Origin of the sequence: Variovorax sucrosi (assembly GCF_051216635.1) — a bacterium.
Taxonomy (GTDB): domain Bacteria; phylum Pseudomonadota; class Gammaproteobacteria; order Burkholderiales; family Burkholderiaceae_C; genus Variovorax.
Map to the genome: position 1 here is coordinate 296,268 of NZ_JBPJZU010000001.1, position 19,966 is coordinate 316,233.

Genomic DNA, 19,966 nt, shown 5'->3' on the forward strand with positions numbered 1-19,966 from the left:
TCAGTCCTTGCGGCTCCAGCCGGAGAACACCCGGCCGAGCAGGCCGCCGCGCGCCGGCGGCGGGGCCGCCGACGTCAGGGGCGCCGGTGCCGAGACCTGCGAGGCCGCTAGCTGCGCCAGGCTTTCGAACATGTAGCGGCGCGCTTCGATGCGTTGGCCGAAGTTCTGTTCGGACTGCTGCACCACGCGCATCGCCAGCAGCGAATCGCCGCCGAGGTCGAAGAAGTTGTCGCCCGCGCGGATGTCGTTGACGTCGATGTTCAGCACGCTGGCCCAGACCTGCGCCAGCTGCGCCTGCTCCGGCTGCAGCAGTGTGGCCGTGCCGTTGCGGGCGACGGCGGCCTGCTCGCGCGCTGCCACCGTCATCGGCGGCGGCTCGGCGCTCGACGAGAGCCGCGACAGCAGGCGCGCGCTCGCCGAATCGGTCGGCGCGACCAGTTCGGACACCGGCATGTCGGGGCGGTCGGCGAGGGTGCGCAGGATCTCGACGAAGCGATCCCGGAAAGCGGTGCCGGTCTCCGGCAGGTAGATGTCCGCGTTGTAGGCGATCGGGCCTTCCAGGCCGTGCGGCTTCTCGAGCAGCCACAGGCCGAGGTCATCGGTGGCGCCGCGTTGCAGCAGATGCACCTGCTTGTGCGTCAGGCCGCCGAAATCGAGCGGCCGCTCGCGCGCGTCCTGGAAGGAGAACAGGGCCTGGTAGAGCCCGGCGCCCTGCGCCAGGTCGACGAATTCGGGCTCGGTGGCCATGCGTTCGAAGGGCACCTGCTGATAGCCCATGACGGCCACCAGTTCGTTCTTCACATAGCGGATGAAGCCCCCGAAGCCAAGCGTCCTGTCGACCTGGAAGGGCAGCGGCAGCACGTTGTTGAAGAAGCCCATCACCGATTCCAGTTCGGGCATCTCGCGCCCGCGCACCGGCGTGGCGATGACCACCGAACGGCTGTCGATCGCGCCGCTCATCATCAGCACATAGGCGCCCAGCGTCAGCATGCTCAGCGTGACGTCGTGCTGACGTGCCACCTCGCGCAGCCGCTGCGTCGTCGGCTGGTCGATGTGGATCCAGTTGACGCCGCCCTTGCCCGACATGCCCGCCTTGCGCGGCATGTCGGTCTTGGCGGCGCGTGGCGCGGGCATGCGCGCGAAACGCTGCTTCCAGAAGTCGAGCTGGCGGCTGAACTCCGGCTGGGCCATCCAGTCGGCGTACCACTGGGCGTAGTCGCCCATCGTCACCGGTGGCGCTGGCAAGGTGTGCTTTTGCTCGCGCACCAGCGCGCCGTAGATCGCCGACAGTTCGGTCTGGTAGATGTCGAAGGACCAGCCGTCCCAGATCAGGTGATGCGGCACGAACATGAAGGCGTGGTCGTCCGGCCCCATCCGGTAGAGCGCCATGCGGAACAGCGGTGCGCAATGGATGTCCAGCGGCTGGTCGGCCAGTTGCTGCATGCGGCCGGCGAGTTCGAGTTCGCGTTCTTCCTCGGGCAAGGCGCTCAGGTCGACCAGCGGAATGTCGAAGTCGATGCGCGGCACGATGACCTGCACAGCCACGCCCTGCGCGTCGGTGCCGATCGCCGTGCGCAGCGCGGCGTGTCGCTGCACCATGGTGTACAGGGCGGCGCGGAACTTGGCCACGTCGAGCGCACCGCGGAAGCGATGGCCCGACGGGGCGTTGTAGACCGGGCGACCCGGATGCAGTTCTTCCAGAAAGCGGATGCGTTCCTGCGCCGGCGTGAGAGGCGCGCTGCGGCGATCGGGCTGGTGCACGATGGGCTGCTGCGCCTGGGCCTGGCCGGACCCGCGCAGGCGCTTGACCGCGTCGGCAATGCGCTCGACCGTGGGCGCTTCGAACAGCGTCGACATCGGCAGCTTGAGCTGCAGCTCGCGGCCGAGCTGCGCCGTGAGGCGTGCCGCCAGCAGCGAATGCCCGCCCAGCGCGAAAAAATCGTCCTGGATGCCGAGCCCCGGCAGGCTGAGCGTCTGCTCCATCACCCCCAGGATCTGCCGATCGAGCTCGTCGCGCGGCGGCACCGCGGCGTCGCGGCGCGTGGCCGCCGCGCTCAACGGTGCCGGCAGCGCCTTGCGGTCGATCTTGCCGTTGGGCAGCAGCGGCAGCGCGTCGAGCGCGACGTAGTGCTGCGGCAGCATGTATTCGGGCAGGAAGCTGGCGAGGTGCTGGCGCAACGCGGCCGCGTCGGGCATCGGCCCGCGCGGCACCACGTAGGCCACGATGCGCACATCGCCCGGCACGTCTTCGCGCGTGACCACCAGGGCGCGGTCGACGGCGCCATGGCGCGCCAGGTTGGATTCGATCTCGCCGAGTTCGATGCGGTAGCCCCGCACCTTCACCTGATGGTCGGCGCGGCCCAGGCATTCGAGCGTGCCGTCGGCCCGCCAGCGACCGAGGTCTCCGGTGCGATACCAGCGTGCGCCGCCGGTGCCGTCGCGTGCGGGAACGAAGCGTTCCTCGGTGAGTTCGGGCCGGTTGAGGTAGCCGAGCGTCACGCCGGCACCGCCGATGTAGAGCTCGCCGGTGACCCCCACCGGCAGCGGCTGCCCCTGGCTGTCGAGTACATGGAACTGGGTGTTGATCACCGGGCGACCGATCGGGATCACGCCGTCGGCACGTATCACCCGGTGCAAGCTCGACCACACCGTGGTCTCGGTCGGGCCGTAGCCGTTCCAGAGTTCGCCGACCATCGGCAGCAGTTGGCGCGCGAGGTCCGCCGGCAGCGGCTCGCCGGTGCAGATCGCCAGCAGGTCGCGCCGGCCGGGCCAGCCGGCGTCGAGCAGGATGCGCCAGGTCGAAGGGGTGGCATCGACGAAGTCGACCTCTTCGGACTCGATCAGCTCGCGCAGGCGGTCGCCTTCCATTGCCTGGGTCTTGTCGGCCACCACGATGCGTGCGCCGACCGTCAAAGGCAGGATGACTTCGGACACCGCGATGTCGAAGGACAGGGTGGTGACGGCCAGTACGCGGCGTTGCGCGTCGATGCCCGGCACCGTGCGCAGGCCGGTCAGCAGGTTGACGACGGTGCGGTGCGGCACCCGCACGCCCTTGGGACGGCCGGTGGAGCCGGAGGTGTAGATCACATAGGCGACGTTGCCGGCATCGCCGCCGTGCGAGGGCTGTTCGGACGTCGGCCGCACGTCGTCGGCGCGTACGCGGGCCAGCGCCTGAAGCGGCGCGGTGGCGTCGGTGTCGGCATCGGTCACGGCGACGCGCAACTGCGCGTCCTCGATCATGAATTCGAGCCGATCGCGCGGGAAGGCAGGGTCGAGCGGCACGTAGCCGGCGCCCGACTTCAGGATGCCGACCAGCGCCACCAGCATGTGCGCATTGCGTGCGCAGCACAGGCCGACCAGGTCCCTGGGGCCGATGCCCTGTGCCTGCAGGCTGGCTGCCAGCCCGTTCGAGCGCTGGTCCAGCTCGCGGTAACTCAGCGACACGCCACCGGCGCGCACCGCCACCGCTTCGGGCGTGGCCTGGGCCTGGCGCGCAATGAGGGTGTCGATGCGAAGCTGCGCGTCGTACGGCGCAGCCGTGGCGTTGAAGGACTGCAGCAGCGCCTGGTCTTCGGCGCTGCAGGCCAGCGCCTGCGCAACGGTCGCATCCGGCTGGCGCGCGAGTTGCGCCAGTGCATCGCCGTACAAGGCCAGCCAGCGCCGCACGGTGGATTCGTCGAACAGCGCCGTGTTGTATTGCAGCTCCAGCTGCAGGCCGTCGGACACCGGCACTGCATTGAGGAACAGTTCGAAGTTCTCGAAGTGGCGCGCATTGCCGCACAGCCGGCTCTGCAGCCCTGGGAAGCTTCCGCCTTGCGAGGTCGCGGCGCGGTCGAGGTTGAACATGACGCTGACCAATGGCGGCCGGCTGGCATCGCGCTTGAGGGGCAGGTGCTTGAGCAGCGTGCCGTAGGTGAGCGTCTGGTGGTCGAAGGCGTCGAGCAGCGTGTCGGCAATCTGCCGCAGCAGTGTGTCGAAGGGCTGCGCCGCATCGACGGCCACCCGTACCGGCAGCAGGTTGACGCAGTGGCCGACCAGCTTGGGCATGCCGCTGGCGGCCTGTCCCGCGGCCGGGACGCCCACGACGATGTCGTCCTGCTGCGAGAGTCGGTGCACCAGCGCCGCGAAGACGCTGAAGAGCGTGGCGAAGAGGCTGATGCCGGCGCGCGCGCCGAGCTGTCGGGCGGCGTCGACCAGCGGCGCGGGCAGCAGCACATCGGTGCGCCGCGCGTCGAAGCTGCGCCGCGCGGCGCGCGGGCGGTCCAGTGGGAGCTCCAGCGTCGGCAGGGTGGCGCCGGGGTATTGCCCCAGCCAGTAGCTCAGCTGCGTCTGCGCCATCGGCGTGACGGCTTCGGCGCGCTCCCATTGGGCATAGTCGGCGTACCGGGGTGCCGGGTCGAGCGCCGCGCCCTGGCCGCATCGTTCGGCGTAGAGCAGGCCCAGGTCTTCGGCGATGACGCCCCAGGACCAACCGTCGCAAACCGAATGGTGCGCCGTCATCATCAGCACGTGCTGCGTCGGCGCGAGCCGGTACAGCGCCGCGCGAAACAGCGGCCCCTGCTCCAGGTCGAAGGGCGTCTCGACGGCTTCGGTGTGCGCCTTGGTCATCGCCTCGGCGCGGGCCTCGGCGTTCAGCGCGCTCAGGTCGTTCAGCGGCAGTGCGATCGGCCCGGGCGCGGCGACGATCAGTTGCTCGCCATCGGGCGAGAAGGTGGCGCGCAGCGCATCGTGCCGCGCCAGCAGAGCGGTGACCGCGGCCGACAGCGCGCCCACGTCGAGCACGCCGTCGAGTTGCAGGTCGACCGACTCGTTGTAGGCCAGCGAGGCCTGGCTTCCGAGCCGGTGGGCCAGCCAGACTTCGCGCTGCGCCTCGGTGGTCGGGACGACGCCCGCGATCGCCCCGAGGGCGAAGGGGTCGAAGTCGTCCGCGACGGCGCCGTCTTTCGGTTCAGTCGTTGGGTTCACGTGGCTGCCGGTCAGGTCGTGGATGGCGGCCCTGGCGTTCACGCGTCCACCTTGCGGAACTTGCCGGGGTTGACGGGATCGGGCACGAACCAGGCGGGCTGCCCGTCCTTGTCGCGGCCCAGGCGTGCATCGGGCACCGGCGGATGCGCGGCGTCGAAGGCACGGCTGGCCGGCGCGCGGCCTGGCAGGAACTCGGCTTCCTGCATCTCGGCGACCGATTCCTTGAAGGCCGACTTGATGGTCGCGATGTCGGCACGCGTGTGCGCGGTCGTCATGAAGCAGGGGAAATTGTCGAGGATGTGCACGCTGCGGCTGCGCATCATCGCGAACAGCAGGTCCTGCAGCGGGTGGTCTTCCAGCCAGCTCACGCGCCAGAGCGAGGCGAAGTAGCGAATCTCCAGCGGCGCGCCGACTTCGCGGCAGAAAGCGGTCAGCTCGTCGGCCATGGCGGCGGTGTGCAGGTTGAGCTGCGTCTGAAGCGCGCCGCCCGATGCCTTCAGGTGGTCGAGCGACGCCTTGGCTGCGGCCAGCGTGAGCGGATGCCGCACGAAGGTGCCGGCGAAGTAGGTCACGCCCACAGTGGGGATCGAGTCGTCGCCGTAGTTCCAGGCGCCGCCGTCGAGCGCGTCCATGTACTCGCGCTTGCCGGCGATGGCGCCGATCGGCATGCCGCCGCCGATCACCTTGCCGTAGGTGGCGAGGTCGCCGCGGATGCCGAACAGCGCCTGCGCGCCGCCAGGATGCGCGCGGAACCCGGTGATGACCTCGTCGAAGATCATGCAGGTGCCGCTCTGCGCCGTGATGGCGCGCACTTCCTGCAAGAATTCCTTCGGCTGGAAGTCCGGGCGGCGGCTCTGCACCGGCTCGATCACCACCGCCGCCAGTTCATTGGCGTTCTTGCGGATGAACGCGAGCGATTCGGGCGTGCCGTAGTCGAGCACGCGCACGTCGCCGAACATGCCGCTCATCACGCCCGGCGTGGCCGGGATGCCGCGGGCGCCGCGGCCGGCGCGCACCAGCACCTCGTCGAAGGTGCCGTGGTACGAGCCGCTGAACAGCACGATGGTGCTGCGGCCGGTGTGGGTGCGGGCGATGCGAATGGCCGCCATCACCGCTTCGGAGCCGGTGTTGCACAGCGCCGCGCGGTCGAAGCCGGTCAGCTCGCAGATACGTTGCGTCACCTCGGCGGCCAGCGGGTGCTGCGGGCCGATCTCGTAGCCGAGGTCGAGCTGCTTGCGGATGGCGTCGTTCAGAAAATCGGGCTGCCAGCCGAACATGTTCATGCCGAAGCCGTTGAGGGTGTCGACGTACTCGTTGCCGTCGATGTCCCACACGCGCGAGCCCTTGGAGCGGTCGACCACCAGTTGGTAGGTGATTTCCTTGGTCGCAGGGCGGAAACCGTTGACCACGCGCGGATCGGCCATGTGCGGCCGGTTGGCGGCGGTGAATTCCTTGCTCTTGCGGCTGCGTTCGACATAGCGCCGCACGAAGGCATCGAGCCGGGCCTGCTGGCGCGGCGTGATCTCGCGGTTCGGCGTGGTGTGGATGCGGGCGATGGCGCCGAAGGCCTTCTTGACGTCATAGGGGACGCCACCGGTGGTCGGCATCTCGGCGGCCACCGGGGCCGCCGCGACCAGGGCGGGTGCCGGCGCTGGCATCTCGATGGCCGACGGCACGGCGCCGCCCGTGCCGGTGCCGGCCAGCAACGCGAGCTGCTGCTGCATCAGCTGCATCTGCTGGGCGATGACCTGCTGGATCAACGGCGTGCCGGCTTGCGGCTGCATCACCGCGATGCTGGCGGGTGCGGCCAGCACCGGCAGTGCCGCGACGGCAGCGGCCGGCAGCGGGTGGGCCGGGGCAGCGGCCGTACGCATCGGCGCCGGTGCCGGGGTCAGAGCGCTCGCCGGCTCGGGTGGCAGGCTCTTGTCGAGGTGGTCGACCAGCAGGTCGAAGCTGCGGCAGCCTTCCATGAGCTGGCGGAAGCTGATGTTGATCTTGAAGTGCTTCTTGACCTGGAGCGCGGCCTGCGTGAGCACCAGCGAGTCCATGCCCTGGTCGATGAAGGCGCTGGCGCCGTCGGCATCGGCCATCGGCGTGCCCGAGATGTCTTCGAAAAGCTCGCGCACCTTGGCGTGCAGCGTGGCATGGCGGGCGGTCAGGACGTCGGTGGACATGGCGGGCTCCGGAGGCGGATCGATGGGGGTGACGGAAGTGGCGAGCGCCGGCAAAGGCGTCGAGACGGCAGCCGGCGTGGCCGGTGCTGCGATGTCGACCCAATGGCGCTTGCGTTCGAAGGGGTAGGTGGGCAGGCGCACCCGCGACTTGCGGCTGCGCGTGTCGAGCTGGTGCAGGTCGGGCGTCGTGCCCAGCGTCCAGAGCCGGCCGAGCGCCAGGCGATGGGCGACGAGTTCATCCACCGGCGTGGCGCCGAGCATGGGCAGGGCGACCGGCGCGGGCTTCTCGCGCGTCGCATGCTGGCGCACCAGCGTGCTCAGGCTGTTGCGCGGACCCAGTTCGACGAAGAGCGGCTCGGCGAACTGGCCCAGCGCCGCGATCAGGGCGGGCGAGAAGCGCACCGTTTCGCGCAGGTGGCGCGCCCAGTAGGCGGGGTCGGTCGCTTCGTCGGCGGTGAGCACGCGGCCGGTCAGGGTCGAGACGATGGTGCGTTGCGGCGGGGACAGGGTGAGTTCGCGCACCAGGGTCTCGAAGGGCGCCACCGCCGGCGCCATCATGGCGGAGTGGAAGGCGTGCGAGGTCTGCAGCAGGCGCGTGGCGACGCCATCGGCCTCGAGCCGCGCCTGCAGTCGAACGATGGCCTCGGTCGGGCCGGCGGCGACGCAGGCGCTGGGCCCGTTCTCGGCAGCCAGCGACAGATCGTCGCCGAGGAAGGGCGCGAGCTGGGCGGCGGCAAGGCGCACCGACAGCATCTGGCCGGCCGGCAGGGCCTGCATCAGCGCGCCGCGCTGCGCCACCAGGCGCGCGGCGTCGGCCAGCGACATGACGTTGGCGATCACCGCCGCGGCGAATTCGCCCACGCTGTGGCCGATCATGGCGGCGGGGCGCAGGCCGAAGGCCAGCGCGCGGCGCGCCAGCGCCACTTCGAGCGCGAAGGTGGCCGGTTGCGTGACCGCCGTCGGCAGCAGTGCATTGGCATCGTCCGAGAACATGCGTTCGCGCAGGCTGAAAGGCAGCACGGCGTCGAAGGCCGCGAAGCATTCGTCGAGTGCGGCGCGGAAGATCTCGTCGTGCACATACAGCGTGCGACCCATGCCGGCGTACTGCGCGCCCTGGCCGGGGAACAGCAGCACCAGATCGTGGCTGCGCGGCGCGACCGTACCGCTCACCTTGTACGGCGAACTCGGGGCCCGCAGCATGGCGACCGTTTCGGCGGAGCCGTCGGCCACCAGCGCCAGCCGTTGCGCGAAGGCCTTGCGGCCGACGCGCAGCGTGTGGGCCACATCACCGAGGTTGAGCGAGGGCTCGGCTTCCAGATGGTCGGCCAGTTGCGCCGCCATGCGGGCCAGCGCCGTGGGCGTGCGGGCCGACAGCGTGAACAGCTGCGGGCCGGCGACCGGTTCGGACGGCTGGGCGAGCGGCGCTTCTTCGAGGATGACGTGCGCGTTGGTGCCGCCCACACCGAAGGAACTGACGCCCGCGCGGCGCGGCACGCCGGCCTCGCGTGGCCAAGCCGAGAGCTGCGCGTTGACGCGGAAGGGCGTGCCGTCGAAATCGATCGACGGGTTGGCCGCATCGAAGTGCAGCGAGGCCGGCAGGCGCTGCGCGTGCAGGGCCAGCGCGGTCTTGATGACGCCGGTGGCGCCGGCGGCCATCAGCGTATGGCCGACATTGCTCTTGACGGAGCCGATGGCACAGAAGCCGCTGTCAGCCGTGTGGCGTGCGTAGGCGCGTGCCAGGGCGGCCACTTCGACCGGGTCGCCCATCGGCGTGGCGGTGCCGTGCGCTTCGACGTACGAAATGCTGCGTGCATCGACGCCGGCCGAGGCGAGGGCCATCGACACCACGGCGGCCTGGCCGTCGACGCTGGGCGCCGTGAAGCTGGCCTTGACCGCGCCGTCGTTGTTCACACCGACGCCGCGCAGCACCGCATAGATGGTGTCGCCGTCGGCCTGCGCGTCGGACAGGCGCTTGAGCATCACGACCGCGGCACCGTCGCTGAACACCGTGCCCTGGGCCTTGGCGTCGAAGCTGCGCGTGTGGCCGTCGGGCGAGTACATCGCGCCCTCTTGATAGAGATAGCCGCTGTTCGGCGGGCAGTGGATGGCGACGCCGCCGGCCAGCGCCATGTCGCACTGGCCCGAGCGCAGCGCGTGGAAGGCCTGCGCCATGGCGACCAGCGAGGTCGAGCAGGCCGTGTTCAGGCTGATGGCCGGGCCGGTGAGGTTGAGCCGGTTGGCCACGCGGGTGGCGAGGTAGTCCTTCTCGTTGCCGAGCATCACGGCGAACTCGCCGACCGCTTCGATCAGATCGTCGCGCGGCATCACGTGGCGCTGGAAGTAGGTCGCGTTGTGCATGCCGGCGTACACGCCGACCGGGCGCTGCTGCTGGTCGGGCGCGTAGCCGGCGCGTTCCATGCATTCCCAGCAGATCTCCAGGAAGAGGCGCTGCTGCGGGTCCATCAGCGTCGCTTCCTTGGGGTTGATGCCGAAGAAAGCGGCGTCGAACTGGTCGACGTCGTCGAGCACGCCGCGGGCGCGCACATAGGCCGGGTCGGCCCGCAGCGCGGCGCTGACGCCAGCGTCGAGCGTCGCATCGTCGAAGAAGCGGATCGTGTCGCGGCCGGCGACCAGGTTGTCCCAGAACTGTTCCACGTCGGCGGCGCCGGGGAAGCGGCCGGCCATGCCGACCAGCGCGATGGGCTCTTGCACATCACCGCCGATGGGCGCGGCGCGTGCCGCCGCCGGCGCGGTGACGACGCCATCGAGTTCGCGGGCGATCGCCTGGGCGGTCGGATTCTGGAAAAACAGGTTGGTCGACAGGCGCTGGCTGCTGCTGGCCTGCAGGTCGGCCAGCACCTTGAGCACGCGCAGCGAGTCGCCGCCCAGGTCGAAGAAGTTGTCGGCGCGGCCCACCGGGTCGATGCCCAGCGCGCGCGCAAAGGCGGCGCACACCAGGCGTTCGGTGTCGGTGCGGCCTTCTTCGTACGGCTCGGCCATCTCGGGGCGCTGGGCCAGCGGTTCGGGCAGCGCGCGGCGGTCGATCTTGCCGTTGGGCGAGCGCGGCAGCGCGTCGAGGGTCACGAAGATGCCGGGCACCATGTACGGTGCCAGCGTGGTTTGTAGATGGGTGCGGAAATCGTCAGCGCTGGGGGAGGCGTCCGGCTGCGTGGTGACATAGGCCACCAGGCGCGCGTCGCCGCCGCCATCGTGGCGCGCCAGCACCGCGGCCTCGCGCACGGCGGGGTGCGCGAGCAGCGCGCTTTCGATTTCGCCGAGTTCGACGCGGAAGCCGCGCACCTTGACCTGATGGTCGTTGCGGCCGATGTAGTCGATCTCGCCATCGGCGCGCCAGCGGCCGATGTCGCCGGTCTTGTAGAGGCGCGCCTGCGGATCGTCGCTGAACGGGTCGGCAACGAAGCGCTCGGCCGTCAGCTCGGGCCGGTGCAGGTAGCCGCGGGCCACGCCGACGCCGCCGATGTGGATTTCACCGGCCACGCCGACGGGGGCGACCTGGCCGTGGCGGTCGAGCACATGGATGCGGCTGTTGGCGATCGGCTGGCCGATCGAGGGCAGGGCCGCCCACTCGGACGGATCGGCACCGAGTTGCAGTGCGGTCACGACATGGCTTTCGGTCGGCCCGTACTGGTTGTGCAGCCGGCTGCCCGGGTGGCGCGCGAAGAAGGTGCGCACGGCGGGGCTGGCGTGCAGTTGCTCGCCGGCCGTCATCACGTCCTGCAGGTCGGGCAGCGACTCGCCGGCCGCCACGGCGTATTCGGCGAGGTTCTGCAACGCGATGAAGGGCAGGAACAGGCGTTCGACCCGTTGTTCGCGCATCACCGCCACCAGCGCCTGCGGATCCCGCCGCACCGACTCGTCGATCAGCACCAGCGTGCCGCCGGTGCCGAGGGTCGCGAAGATCTCCTGGAAGGCGACATCGAAGCCCAGGGCGGCGAACTGCAGGGTGCGCTGCGGCTTTGCGACCGGCGGGTGCGCCTGCTGCCAGTGCAGCAGGTTGACCAGTCCGCGGTGCGGCATGGCGACGCCCTTGGGGGTGCCGGTGGATCCGGAGGTGTAGATGACGTAGGCGAGCTGCTGCGGCGACATCGGCGGCAGGCTGGCCGGCAGCGGCGCTGCGCTATCGTCGCCGGCGGGTTGGGCGCGCGACAGCAGCGTGTCGATCAGCAGCACGTCGGCGCCGCCGGTCGGCAGCGCGCTGTGCAGCGCCTCCTGCGAAAGGATCACCGCCGGGCGGGCGCCCGCAAGGATCACGGCGGTGCGCTCGGTGGGATGGCTCGGATCGAGCGGCACATACGCACCGCCGGCCTTGAGCACGGCCAGCAGGCCGACCACCATCTCGAGGCTGCGTTCCAGGTACAAGGCCACCGGCACGTCGGGCCCGACCCCGCGAGCGCGCAACTGACGGGCCAGGCGGTTGGCGTGGCGATCGAGTTCCGCGTAGCGCAGGGACCGATGGCCGTGTCGCACGGCCTCGGCCTCGGGCGTGCGTGCGGTCTGCGCTTCCACCAGTTCATGAACCAGCCGGTCGGTCGGCCAGGCGGCGCTCGTGGCATTGAAGCGCTCGAGCAGCGACTGTTCGTCCGCGCCCATCAGGGGGAGCGCGTGCCAGGGGGTGTCGAGGTGGTCCGGGAGCGCGGCCAGCACGGTCTGCACATGGCCGGCCCAGCGGGCCGCCGTGGACGTGTCCACGCGCGCCGTGTGGTGCAGCGCGCCGTCGAACCCGCCGTCCGGGCGCACGGCCAAGGCCAGCGTGAGGTCGAAGGGCGTGTCGCTGACGGGCCCGATGGTGGCCCCGACCTGCAGCGCGGCCTGGGTGCGCGACGGATGCATCAGGGCGTCGTCGCTCGCTCCGCGCGACGGCGCGGTGCCGCGCAACGTCGCTTCAAGGCGGGGCAGCAGCATCGCCAGCGTCGGCTCGCCACGCAGGTCGGCATGCAACGGCTGCAGTGCATCGGAGGGACCGAAGCGACTGGGCAGCAGGAACTCGTCCTGGGTGCTCAGGCGCGCCAGCACCACGGACCAGGCGGCGAAGGCCAGTGCTTCGAGAGTGGTCTGCTGCGTGCGCGCCAACAGGGCGAGGCGTGTGCCGGCCGAGGGGCAGACGGCGAAAGCAACGGTTTGCACGGTGCCGGAGGGAAGATCCGAGGCGGCGCCAGACAGCGGAAGTTCAACCAGGCCCGGAAGAGCCGTCCAGGCCATGCTCGCATCGACGCCGGCCGGCTGCGCGCCCTCGAACGCCAGCGCAGCACACGGGGCTGCGGATGGAGCGGACGGTGCGGACTCGGGTCTCTGGTTCATGGCAGCCTTTCTGACACGCCGCCCCCAATTTCAAGGGGCCTGCGCGCTCACTTCTCACTTCCTCGTCGCGCCTGCTTCATTGTCAGATTTAATAACAAAGCGCTCGTTTTGCTGCAGATCTTCCACCCTGCGGCGGGCGCTTGCCCATCTGCCGAAAGCCAAGCAAACGGCCTATGCCATTCCGGGGAATGTGACATGGGACGCAATTGGTTGCGATTCACGGCTTGACAGCTGCCAGCGTGACAAGGCGTTACGCACCCGCATTGTGCGCCGATTCGTATAAAAAATGAATACTAAACACTGCAGGCCAACCATTGTTGACCTCGCTTGAACGGCGAATGTGTGAGGAATTGCCGCGGATCGCCGTCAAGCCCGAAGGACAGCGTCAGTCGATGGCTTCGTCGCGCACGTCGTCGACCAGGTGGCCCACGTCGCCCCAGCCGATCAGGCTGAGGCCTTGCGGCGTCCAGAGCAGCCGGTTGATGGCTGCGTTGCCCAGATGCCAGGTGCGCGGCGCCTGCAGTTCCTGGTGGGTGGACGCGCGGTAGAGCACGTCCATGACGCCGCCGTGCGCCACCAGCACGACGAGTTCGCCGGCGTGGCGCGCCGACAGTTCCTCGGCCACCCCGGTGACGCGCGCGCGGAATTCGAGCAGCGACTCCCCGTGGCCGCCGGGGCGGAATTCGGGATCGCGGGTACGCCAGCGATGCGCTTGGTCCGGCGTCTCGGCTTCGATCTCGGCAAAGGTGCGGCCCTCGAAGCTGCCGAAGGCGCGCTCGCGCAGCCGCGGCTCCGGCTGCACCGTCAAGCCACGGGCGCCGCCGATCGCCGCCGCGGTCTGCCAGGCGCGGGCCAGGTCGCTGGCATAGATGGCCGAAATCGGCTCCTCGCCCAGGGCTCGGCCGAGCTGCCGCGCCTGGCGCTGCCCGGTGTCGTTCAGGCCGATGTCCAACTGGCCCTGGATGCGGGTGTCCACATTCCAGGCGGTTTCGCCATGGCGCACCGCGATCAGGCGGGTGGCCTCCATCATGGGCAGCGGCACCGCGGTGGCCGCGTCACGGCGCCGCCTTCGGAATCTCGATGTCGACGCGCCGTTCGCCGGACGGCGGATTCGGAAAGCCCTGCAGCGCCGCCTGGAACATCACCGGCAGGACGGCGGCGTCGGTGCTGTAGGGGCCATCGTTGCGCGCCCGGGTCTCGTAGACGACCTGGTTCGACGGCAATTCGCGCAGCACGATGCTGACCTCGCGCAGGTACCAGGGGGTCGAGGCCGGGGGGAATCCCGGGCCGTACCAGCCTGCGCCGTACCAACCCGCGCCGCCCCAGCCGCGGCCATAGCCCAGACCGAAGCGCGATCCGGGACCCCAGCCGGGATGGAACCATGGATCGGTCCAGGGCGAGAAGGTCGGCGTGACGCGGGCGCCGAGCTGGACGCTGTAGCGGGCCGCGGTGTCGTCGCGCCTCAGGCCGGCGCGCTCGAGCGCCGGACCGGCCATGGCCTCGAGGGCCGCGGCACCGCGCGCCGCGTCACCCTCCTGCTGCGAGGGGAGCCGCTCGAAGCGGTAGCTGGCACCGGCGGCCACGCCGCTCGCGGGCAGTTGCGAGAAGCTGCGGACTTCGCTGTCGACCACCCATCGCGTGGCGCAGCCGCTCAGCGCGGCGAGCAGGGCGAGCGCGCTGAGGGCGAGGAAAGCACGTCGTAGCGTCATGTCGAAAATCTCCAGGGTCGCAGGCCGGCGGTCGGGCCGTGGCGCAGCGCTCAGAGCTGAACGATGCGCAAGGGCGAAGCCGCGGCCGGGAAGTCCGGCGCGTCGAAGGCCTTGTCGCCCTCCGGATCGGGCACGCCGGTCGCCTTGAGACCCTTGAAGTCGAAGGATGTTCCGTCCAGCAGGTGCGACGGCACGATGCTCTGCAGTGCGCCGAACATGTTCTCGATGCGGCCGGGGTGCTTCTTCTCCCACTCGCGCAGCATCTCGCCGACCTGCTGGCGCTGCAGGTTTTCCTGGCTGCCGCACAGCGTGCACGGAATGATGGGGAATTCGCGGTGCTGCGCCCAGCGGATCAGGTCCTTCTCGGCGACGTAGGCCAGCGGGCGGATCACCACATGGCGGCCGTCGTCGCTCACCAGCTTCGGCGGCATCGACTTGAGCTTGGCCGCGAAGAACATGTTGAGGAAGAAGGTCTGCAGCATGTCGTCGCGGTGGTGGCCCAGCGCGACCTTGGTGGCGCCGAGCTCGTCCGCCACGCGGTACAGGATGCCGCGGCGCAGCCGGCTGCACAGGCCGCAGGTCGTCTTGCCCTCGGGAATCACGCGCTTGACGATGCTGTAGGTGTCCTGCTCCTCGATGTGGAAGGGCACGCCCAGCGCCTTCAGGTAGGTCGGCAGCACGTCTTCGGGGAAGCCCGGCTGCTTCTGGTCGAGGTTGACCGCCACGATGTCGAAGTGGATCGGCGCCCGGGCGCGCAGCTTGAGCAGGATGTCGAGCAGCGCATAGCTGTCTTTCCCGCCCGAAACGCACACCATGACCTTGTCGCCCTCTTCGATCATGTTGTAGTCGACGATGGCCTTGCCCACCTCGCGGCACAGGCGCTTCTCGAGCTTGTGCGTCTCGCGCTCGATCTTCAGGACCTTGTCCTGCGATACGGCTTCATCGTCTGTCCAAACAGCGCTCATCGATAAACCTCCGTGCTGCGCACTGCGGTGCGAGCTTGCTTGGGGCGGCCCGGCGCGACGCTCATGACCATTGCCCCGTTTCCACGCGAATCGCCACTTCGCAGTCGTCGAAGATCTTCAGCTTGGCGATCTTCACCCGCACGCCCAGCACCCCGGGCAGCTGCATCAGCCGATGCGCCAGCTTGCCGATGAGGCTTTCCAGCAGGTTCATGTGCACCTCGGTGCACTCCTCGATGATGATGCGGCGCACCTTGCGGTAGTCGAGCACATGCGTGATGTCGTCGTCGGCCGGCAGCAGCGGCTGGCTGCCGAGGTTGAGTTCGGCGTCGACCTGGATCTGCTGCGGCGCGTCGTGTTCCTGCGCGAGGATGCCGAGGCTCGCGTCGAAGCGCAGGCTGGTCAGCGTGAGGATCTGGGTGCCCTTGGTCAGCATCGGTGGCTCACATCAGCGAAAAATCGCGTTCGAATTTCATCAGGTGCTGGCCGCCATCCACCAGCAGCGTCGTGCCGGTGATGGACTGGTTCTCCAGCGCGAATTTCACGGTGGCCGCCACGTCGGCAGCCGTCGAGGAGCGGCCCAGCGGGCTGGCCGAATGCAGGCTGCGGAATTTCTCCTCGCTCAGCAGGTGGCTCGTGAGCGTGAGGCCCGGCGCGACGCCCACCACGCGCAGCTGCGGCGCGAGCGCCAGGGCCAGCATGGTGTTGGCGGCTTCCAACGCGGCCTTCGATAGCGTGTAGCTCAGGAAGTCGGGGTTCTGGTTCCAGAGCTTCTGGTCGAGCAGGTTCACCACGGCGCCTTGCGCCTCGGCACCGCGCGACAGCAGGTGCGTGTGCAGGGCCTGCGCGAGCAGGATCGGCGCCGCGGTGTTGGTGCGCAGATGCGCCTCCAGCGACGCGAAGCCCAGGCTCGCGGCGTCGTCGTGTTCGAACAGCGACGCGCTGTTGACCACTGCGTCGAGCCGCCCGAACTGCGCGACCACCTGCGGCAGCAGTTCGCGCACCTGAGCCTCGTCGGCCAAGTCGGCGCTGACCATGGCCGAGGGCATGCCCGAGCGCGCGGCGCAGTCGGCTGCGGTCTGCCGCGCCTCGTCGGCCGAGTGCCGGTAGTGCACCGCCACCTGCCAGCCGCCGTCGGCCAGCGCGAGCGCGATCTCGCGGCCGAGCCGCTTGGCGGCGCCGGTGACGAGAACGGTGCGCACGGGGCGCGCGGACGAGGGCTGGGGCATGGGAGAAGAAGTGAAGAGAGACAATCGTGGCGTGACCACGACCCCCCCAATTTTAACGACCGCGCTCGACCGGCTCCTCGGTCAGGCCATTCAGCGTGCCGGCGGCTGGATCGGCTTCGACCGCTTCATGGCGCTCGCGCTCTACGCGCCGGGGCTCGGCTACTACGCCAACGCCAGCCGCAAGTTCGGCCACCTGCCGTCCTCCGGCAGCGACTTCGTCACTGCACCCGAGCTCACGCCCCTGTTCGGCCAGGCGCTGGCCGCGCAGGTCGGCGAGGCGCTGGCGCACAGCGGCACCGACGAGGTCTGGGAATTCGGTGCCGGCTCCGGGGCGCTGGCGCTGCAGCTGCTCGACACCCTGGGCGAGCGCATCTCGCGCTACCGCATCGTCGACCTGTCGGGCACGCTGCGCGCGCGCCAGCAGGAAACGCTGGCGGCCCATGCGGCCAAGGTCGAATGGCTCGACGCGCTGCCCGAATCGATGCAGGGCGTGGTGGTCGGCAACGAGGTGCTCGATGCCATGCCGGTGCAGTTGCTGGCACGCATCGGCGGCCGCTGGTTCGAGCGCGGCGTGGTCGCAGGGGCGCACGGCGGCTGGGCCTGGGAAGACCGGCCGACGACGTTGCGGCCACCGGTGGCGATCGAGGGCGAGAACGACTACCTCACCGAGATCCATCCGCAGGCCGAGGCCTTCATCGCCACGCTGGCCGACCGGCTCACGCGCGGTGCCGCCTTCTTCATCGACTACGGCTTTCCGGAGGCGGAGTACTACCACCCGCAGCGCCACATGGGCACCGTGATGTGCCACCAGGCGCACCGTGCCGACGACGATCCGCTGATCGACGTCGGCGCCAAGGACATCACGGCGCATGTGAACTTCACCGGCGTGGCGCTGGCTGCGCAGGACGCCGGGCTGCACGTGCTGGGCTACACCAGCCAGGGGCGCTTCCTCATCAACTGCGGGTTGCTCGGCCTGTCTGACCAGGCCAGCGTGGCACAGCGCGCGCTGGCGGGCCACCTGGTGCACGAGCACGAGATGGGAGAGCTCTTCAAGGTGATCGGCCTGGCCGCCGGCGAACCCTGGGAACCGATGGGCTTTGCCGAGGGCGACCGCAGCCACACGCTGTAGCGCGGGGGCTTGCGCTCAGGGCGGCGGGCGCTTGCGCAGCGCGCGGAGTTCGTCCTTCAGGAAGGCGTTGGCTTCGACCGGCGCCGCGTCGCCCATCTTCACCATGTAGGGCTTGCCCGTCATTTCCGAGCGCGAAGCGCACAGGTCGATGAAGTCCTCGGCGGTGACGATCTTCTCCTTGAAGTACGCGTATTTCGCCTGCATGTGCTGCGCCGCCTCGGCCGCCGTGTGGCTCGATCCGTTGCGCAGGAAGTTCATCGTGGGCATCTTCTCCACCCGCTGGATCAGCGCCTGGATGAGCGCATGCTCCTCGGGCGGCGGTGTGGCCGCGCCCAGCGACCCCCACGCCAGCAGCAGCACGGGCAGGAGTTGCCGGAGCCATCGATGAAACGCCATGCCTTTGTCTTTCATGAACGGATCGGCCATGCTTGCAGCCCTGGCACGCCGTGTCAAACCCCACTCGGGTCTAATTCCGGTCTTGTCTTGATCCCGGTCACCCTTAGCCCACTTCCGCCGAACACCGCCCGATGAGCCTTTCGCCCGATCTCCTTCGCACCGCCCATGCCCTGGCCGACGCCGCAGCCGCCCAGTCGATGGCGTACTTCCGCACGTCGCTCGACATCATCACCAAGGCCGATGAAAGCCCGGTGACCCTGGCCGACCGCGCCGCCGAGACGGCGATGCGCGCGGTGCTGGCCGCCGGGTGGCCCGACGACGGCATCTACGGTGAAGAGCATGGGTCGGAGCGCGTCGACGCCGCACGCGTGTGGGTGCTCGACCCGATCGACGGCACGCGCAGTTTCATCACCGCGTCGCCGCTGTGGGGCACGCTGATCGGTGTGCTCGAAGGCGGGCGCGTGGTGCTCGGGCTGGTCGACATGCCGGTGCTGGGCGAGCGCTGGGTCGGCCAGGCCGGCGTCGGGGCGCATCGCAACGGCGTGGCCGTGCGCGCAAGTGCCTGCCGCGAGATCGCCCAGGCCCGCATCGTGACCACCTCGCCCGACATCTTCAACGCCGCCGATTGGCAGGCCTTCGACGCGCTGAGCCGGCGCTGCGCGATGCGCCGTTTTGGCGGCGACTGCTACGGCTACGCGCAACTGGCCGGCGGCACGGTCGACCTGGTTGTCGAGACCGGGCTGCAACCCTATGACTACCTCGGCCCCGCCGGCCTGATCGAGGCCGCTGGCGGCGTGATCACCGACTGGGAAGGCCGCCCGCTCGGCCTGCAGTCCGACGGCCGGGTGGTGGCGGCAGCCACCCCCGAACTCCACCGACACGCCCTGGCTGCGCTCGCCGCGTAGGGCCTGTTAACAGGCCCTAGACTCTGCCGATGATTCGCTGGCTGATCGTCGTGGTGCTCGCGCTGCTGCTCATGAGCGGGCTGACGGCGTGGCTGCGGCGCTTCGGTTTCGGCCGGCTGCCCGGCGACTTCGCGTTCCGCGCCTTCGGCCGCGAATGGCAGTTGCCGATCGGCAGCACGGTGGTGCTGAGCACCCTTGCCGCGCTGGTCGCCAAACTGATCTGAACCCACAGGAGAAGCGGTAGACATGAGAGCCTGCGTCGACATCGGCGGCACCAAAGTCGCGGTCAGCCTGGCCTTGCCGGGCAGCGATACGCTGATGGCGCGCCAGAGCGAACCCACCGCCAAGACCGGTGACAACGATGCAGTTGCGCAGCAGGTGCTGCGGCTGATCGACGCGGCCTGCGCCGCGACCGGGGTGTCGTCGTCGGCGATCGCGTCGGTCGGCGTCTCGTCGGCCGGGCCGTTCGTGGTCAACGACGGCTGCGTCGAGCTGGCCACGCCCAACATCTGCGGCGGCCTGGCCGGGCCCGCGCGTGGCCTGCCGAACGACTGGATGACGGCCTTGATCGAGGCCCCGCTGCGCCAGCGCTTCGCCCGCGTGCGGGTCGAGAACGATGCGGTGGCCGCACTCGAGGCCGAGCGCCGCTGGGGTGCGCTGCAAGGCCTGGACCACTGCGCCTACGTCACCTGGAGCACCGGCGTGGGCGTCGGCCTGTGCGTCGACGGCCGCCCGCTGCGCGGCAAGAACGGCAACGCCGGCCATGCCGGCCACACCTTCGTGTCGGACGACGACAACCGCGACGCGCTGTGCGGCTGCGGCAATGTAGGCGACGTTGAAGGCCTCGTCGCCGGCAATGCCGTGGCCCGGCGTTTCGACCAGCCGGCCGAACACCTCTTCGCCGCCGCGGTCGCCGGCGATGCCGAAGCGATTCGCAAGGCCGACGCGCTGTGCCGCGTGATGGGCCGCATGCTGTACAACCTCGTCGCCACGCTCGACCTGCAAGCCATCAGCCTCGGCGGCAGCGTGTTCTGGCACAACCGCGACTTCCTGCTGCCGCGGCTGCAGGCGCAGATCGACGGCCATCTGGCGCCGCTGACCACCGGTGTGCAACTGCACGCCGCGGGCCTGGGCGACAAGGTCGGCGACTACGCCGCGCTGGCCTTGGTGGATTGAGA

Annotated in this window: 12 protein-coding genes; 4 read left to right on the forward strand and 8 right to left on the reverse strand. The window is 69.9% G+C overall.

Going from position 1 to position 19,966, the window contains the following annotated elements; genetic code table 11:
• The 7 genes from ACSFBE_RS01335 to ACSFBE_RS01365 all read right to left on the reverse strand — a co-directional run bounded on the left by ACSFBE_RS01335 (position 1) and on the right by ACSFBE_RS01365 (position 16,358).
• Positions 1-5,007, reverse strand: a complete 5,007-nt coding sequence (locus ACSFBE_RS01335) for an amino acid adenylation domain-containing protein (RefSeq protein ID WP_435488563.1) — start codon at positions 5,005-5,007, stop codon at positions 1-3.
• Positions 5,004-12,284 (reverse strand): amino acid adenylation domain-containing protein, encoded by a 7,281-nt coding sequence (locus tag ACSFBE_RS01340; protein WP_435488564.1) that lies wholly within the window; start codon positions 12,282-12,284, stop codon positions 5,004-5,006. Before ACSFBE_RS01340 ends, ACSFBE_RS01335 begins: the two co-directional genes overlap by 4 nt.
• A gap of 559 nt (positions 12,285-12,843) precedes the next feature.
• Complete coding sequence (locus ACSFBE_RS01345; RefSeq protein WP_435488565.1) at positions 12,844-13,488, reverse strand: histidine phosphatase family protein; 645 nt, start codon at positions 13,486-13,488, stop codon at positions 12,844-12,846.
• A 25-nt stretch (positions 13,489-13,513) separates the two neighbouring features.
• On the reverse strand, positions 13,514-14,167 hold the full coding sequence (locus tag ACSFBE_RS01350) for a DUF4136 domain-containing protein (protein WP_435488566.1): 654 nt from the start codon (positions 14,165-14,167) through the stop codon (positions 13,514-13,516).
• A 50-nt stretch (positions 14,168-14,217) separates the two neighbouring features.
• Positions 14,218-15,132, reverse strand: a complete 915-nt coding sequence (ttcA, locus tag ACSFBE_RS01355) for a tRNA 2-thiocytidine(32) synthetase TtcA (RefSeq protein ID WP_435488567.1) — start codon at positions 15,130-15,132, stop codon at positions 14,218-14,220.
• A gap of 61 nt (positions 15,133-15,193) precedes the next feature.
• On the reverse strand, positions 15,194-15,565 hold the full coding sequence (locus ACSFBE_RS01360; protein ID WP_435488568.1) for a dihydroneopterin aldolase: 372 nt from the start codon (positions 15,563-15,565) through the stop codon (positions 15,194-15,196).
• Positions 15,566-15,572: 7 nt separating this feature from the next.
• A complete protein-coding gene (locus ACSFBE_RS01365) occupies positions 15,573-16,358 on the reverse strand; it encodes an SDR family oxidoreductase (protein WP_435488569.1) in 786 nt (261 codons plus the stop codon).
• Between ACSFBE_RS01365 and ACSFBE_RS01370 the strand changes: the two genes are divergently transcribed.
• Positions 16,357-17,487: a class I SAM-dependent methyltransferase gene (locus ACSFBE_RS01370; protein WP_435488570.1), complete on the forward strand. Its 1,131-nt coding sequence runs from the start codon at positions 16,357-16,359 to the stop codon at positions 17,485-17,487. The two genes, ACSFBE_RS01365 and ACSFBE_RS01370, sit on opposite strands and share 2 nt — an antisense overlap.
• 15 nt (positions 17,488-17,502) lie before the next feature.
• Here ACSFBE_RS01370 and ACSFBE_RS01375 read toward each other — a convergent pair whose 3' ends face one another.
• Positions 17,503-17,898: a DUF5329 family protein gene (locus tag ACSFBE_RS01375; RefSeq protein WP_435488571.1), complete on the reverse strand. Its 396-nt coding sequence runs from the start codon at positions 17,896-17,898 to the stop codon at positions 17,503-17,505.
• 116 nt (positions 17,899-18,014) lie between these two features.
• Here ACSFBE_RS01375 and hisN point away from each other — a divergent pair, with 116 nt between their 5' ends.
• From hisN to ACSFBE_RS01390, 3 genes are read left to right on the forward strand one after another with little or no spacing between them, the layout of a single operon-like run.
• On the forward strand, positions 18,015-18,788 hold the full coding sequence (gene hisN, locus ACSFBE_RS01380) for a histidinol-phosphatase (protein ID WP_435488572.1): 774 nt from the start codon (positions 18,015-18,017) through the stop codon (positions 18,786-18,788).
• Positions 18,789-18,817: 29 nt separating this feature from the next.
• A complete protein-coding gene (locus ACSFBE_RS01385) occupies positions 18,818-19,012 on the forward strand; it encodes a DUF2905 domain-containing protein (protein ID WP_435488573.1) in 195 nt (64 codons plus the stop codon).
• A gap of 22 nt (positions 19,013-19,034) precedes the next feature.
• A complete protein-coding gene (locus tag ACSFBE_RS01390) occupies positions 19,035-19,964 on the forward strand; it encodes an ROK family protein (RefSeq protein ID WP_435488574.1) in 930 nt (309 codons plus the stop codon).
• Positions 19,965-19,966 lie beyond the last annotated feature (2 nt).

Excerpts from the sequence above, each read along its gene's own strand:
- ACSFBE_RS01345 (WP_435488565.1), bottom strand. The coding sequence starts at position 13,488 with ATGATGGAGGCCACCCGCCTGATCGCGGTGCGCCATGGCGAAACCGCC.
- ACSFBE_RS01350 (WP_435488566.1), bottom strand. The coding sequence starts at position 14,167 with ATGACGCTACGACGTGCTTTCCTCGCCCTCAGCGCGCTCGCCCTGCTC.
- ttcA (WP_435488567.1), bottom strand. The coding sequence starts at position 15,132 with ATGAGCGCTGTTTGGACAGACGATGAAGCCGTATCGCAGGACAAGGTC.
- ACSFBE_RS01360 (WP_435488568.1), bottom strand. The coding sequence starts at position 15,565 with ATGCTGACCAAGGGCACCCAGATCCTCACGCTGACCAGCCTGCGCTTC.
- ACSFBE_RS01370 (WP_435488570.1), top strand. The coding sequence starts at position 16,357 with ATGGGAGAAGAAGTGAAGAGAGACAATCGTGGCGTGACCACGACCCCC.
- ACSFBE_RS01365 (WP_435488569.1), bottom strand. The coding sequence starts at position 16,358 with ATGCCCCAGCCCTCGTCCGCGCGCCCCGTGCGCACCGTTCTCGTCACC.
- ACSFBE_RS01375 (WP_435488571.1), bottom strand. The coding sequence starts at position 17,898 with ATGAAAGACAAAGGCATGGCGTTTCATCGATGGCTCCGGCAACTCCTG.
- hisN (WP_435488572.1), top strand. The coding sequence starts at position 18,015 with ATGAGCCTTTCGCCCGATCTCCTTCGCACCGCCCATGCCCTGGCCGAC.
- ACSFBE_RS01385 (WP_435488573.1), top strand. The coding sequence starts at position 18,818 with ATGATTCGCTGGCTGATCGTCGTGGTGCTCGCGCTGCTGCTCATGAGC.
- ACSFBE_RS01390 (WP_435488574.1), top strand. The coding sequence starts at position 19,035 with ATGAGAGCCTGCGTCGACATCGGCGGCACCAAAGTCGCGGTCAGCCTG.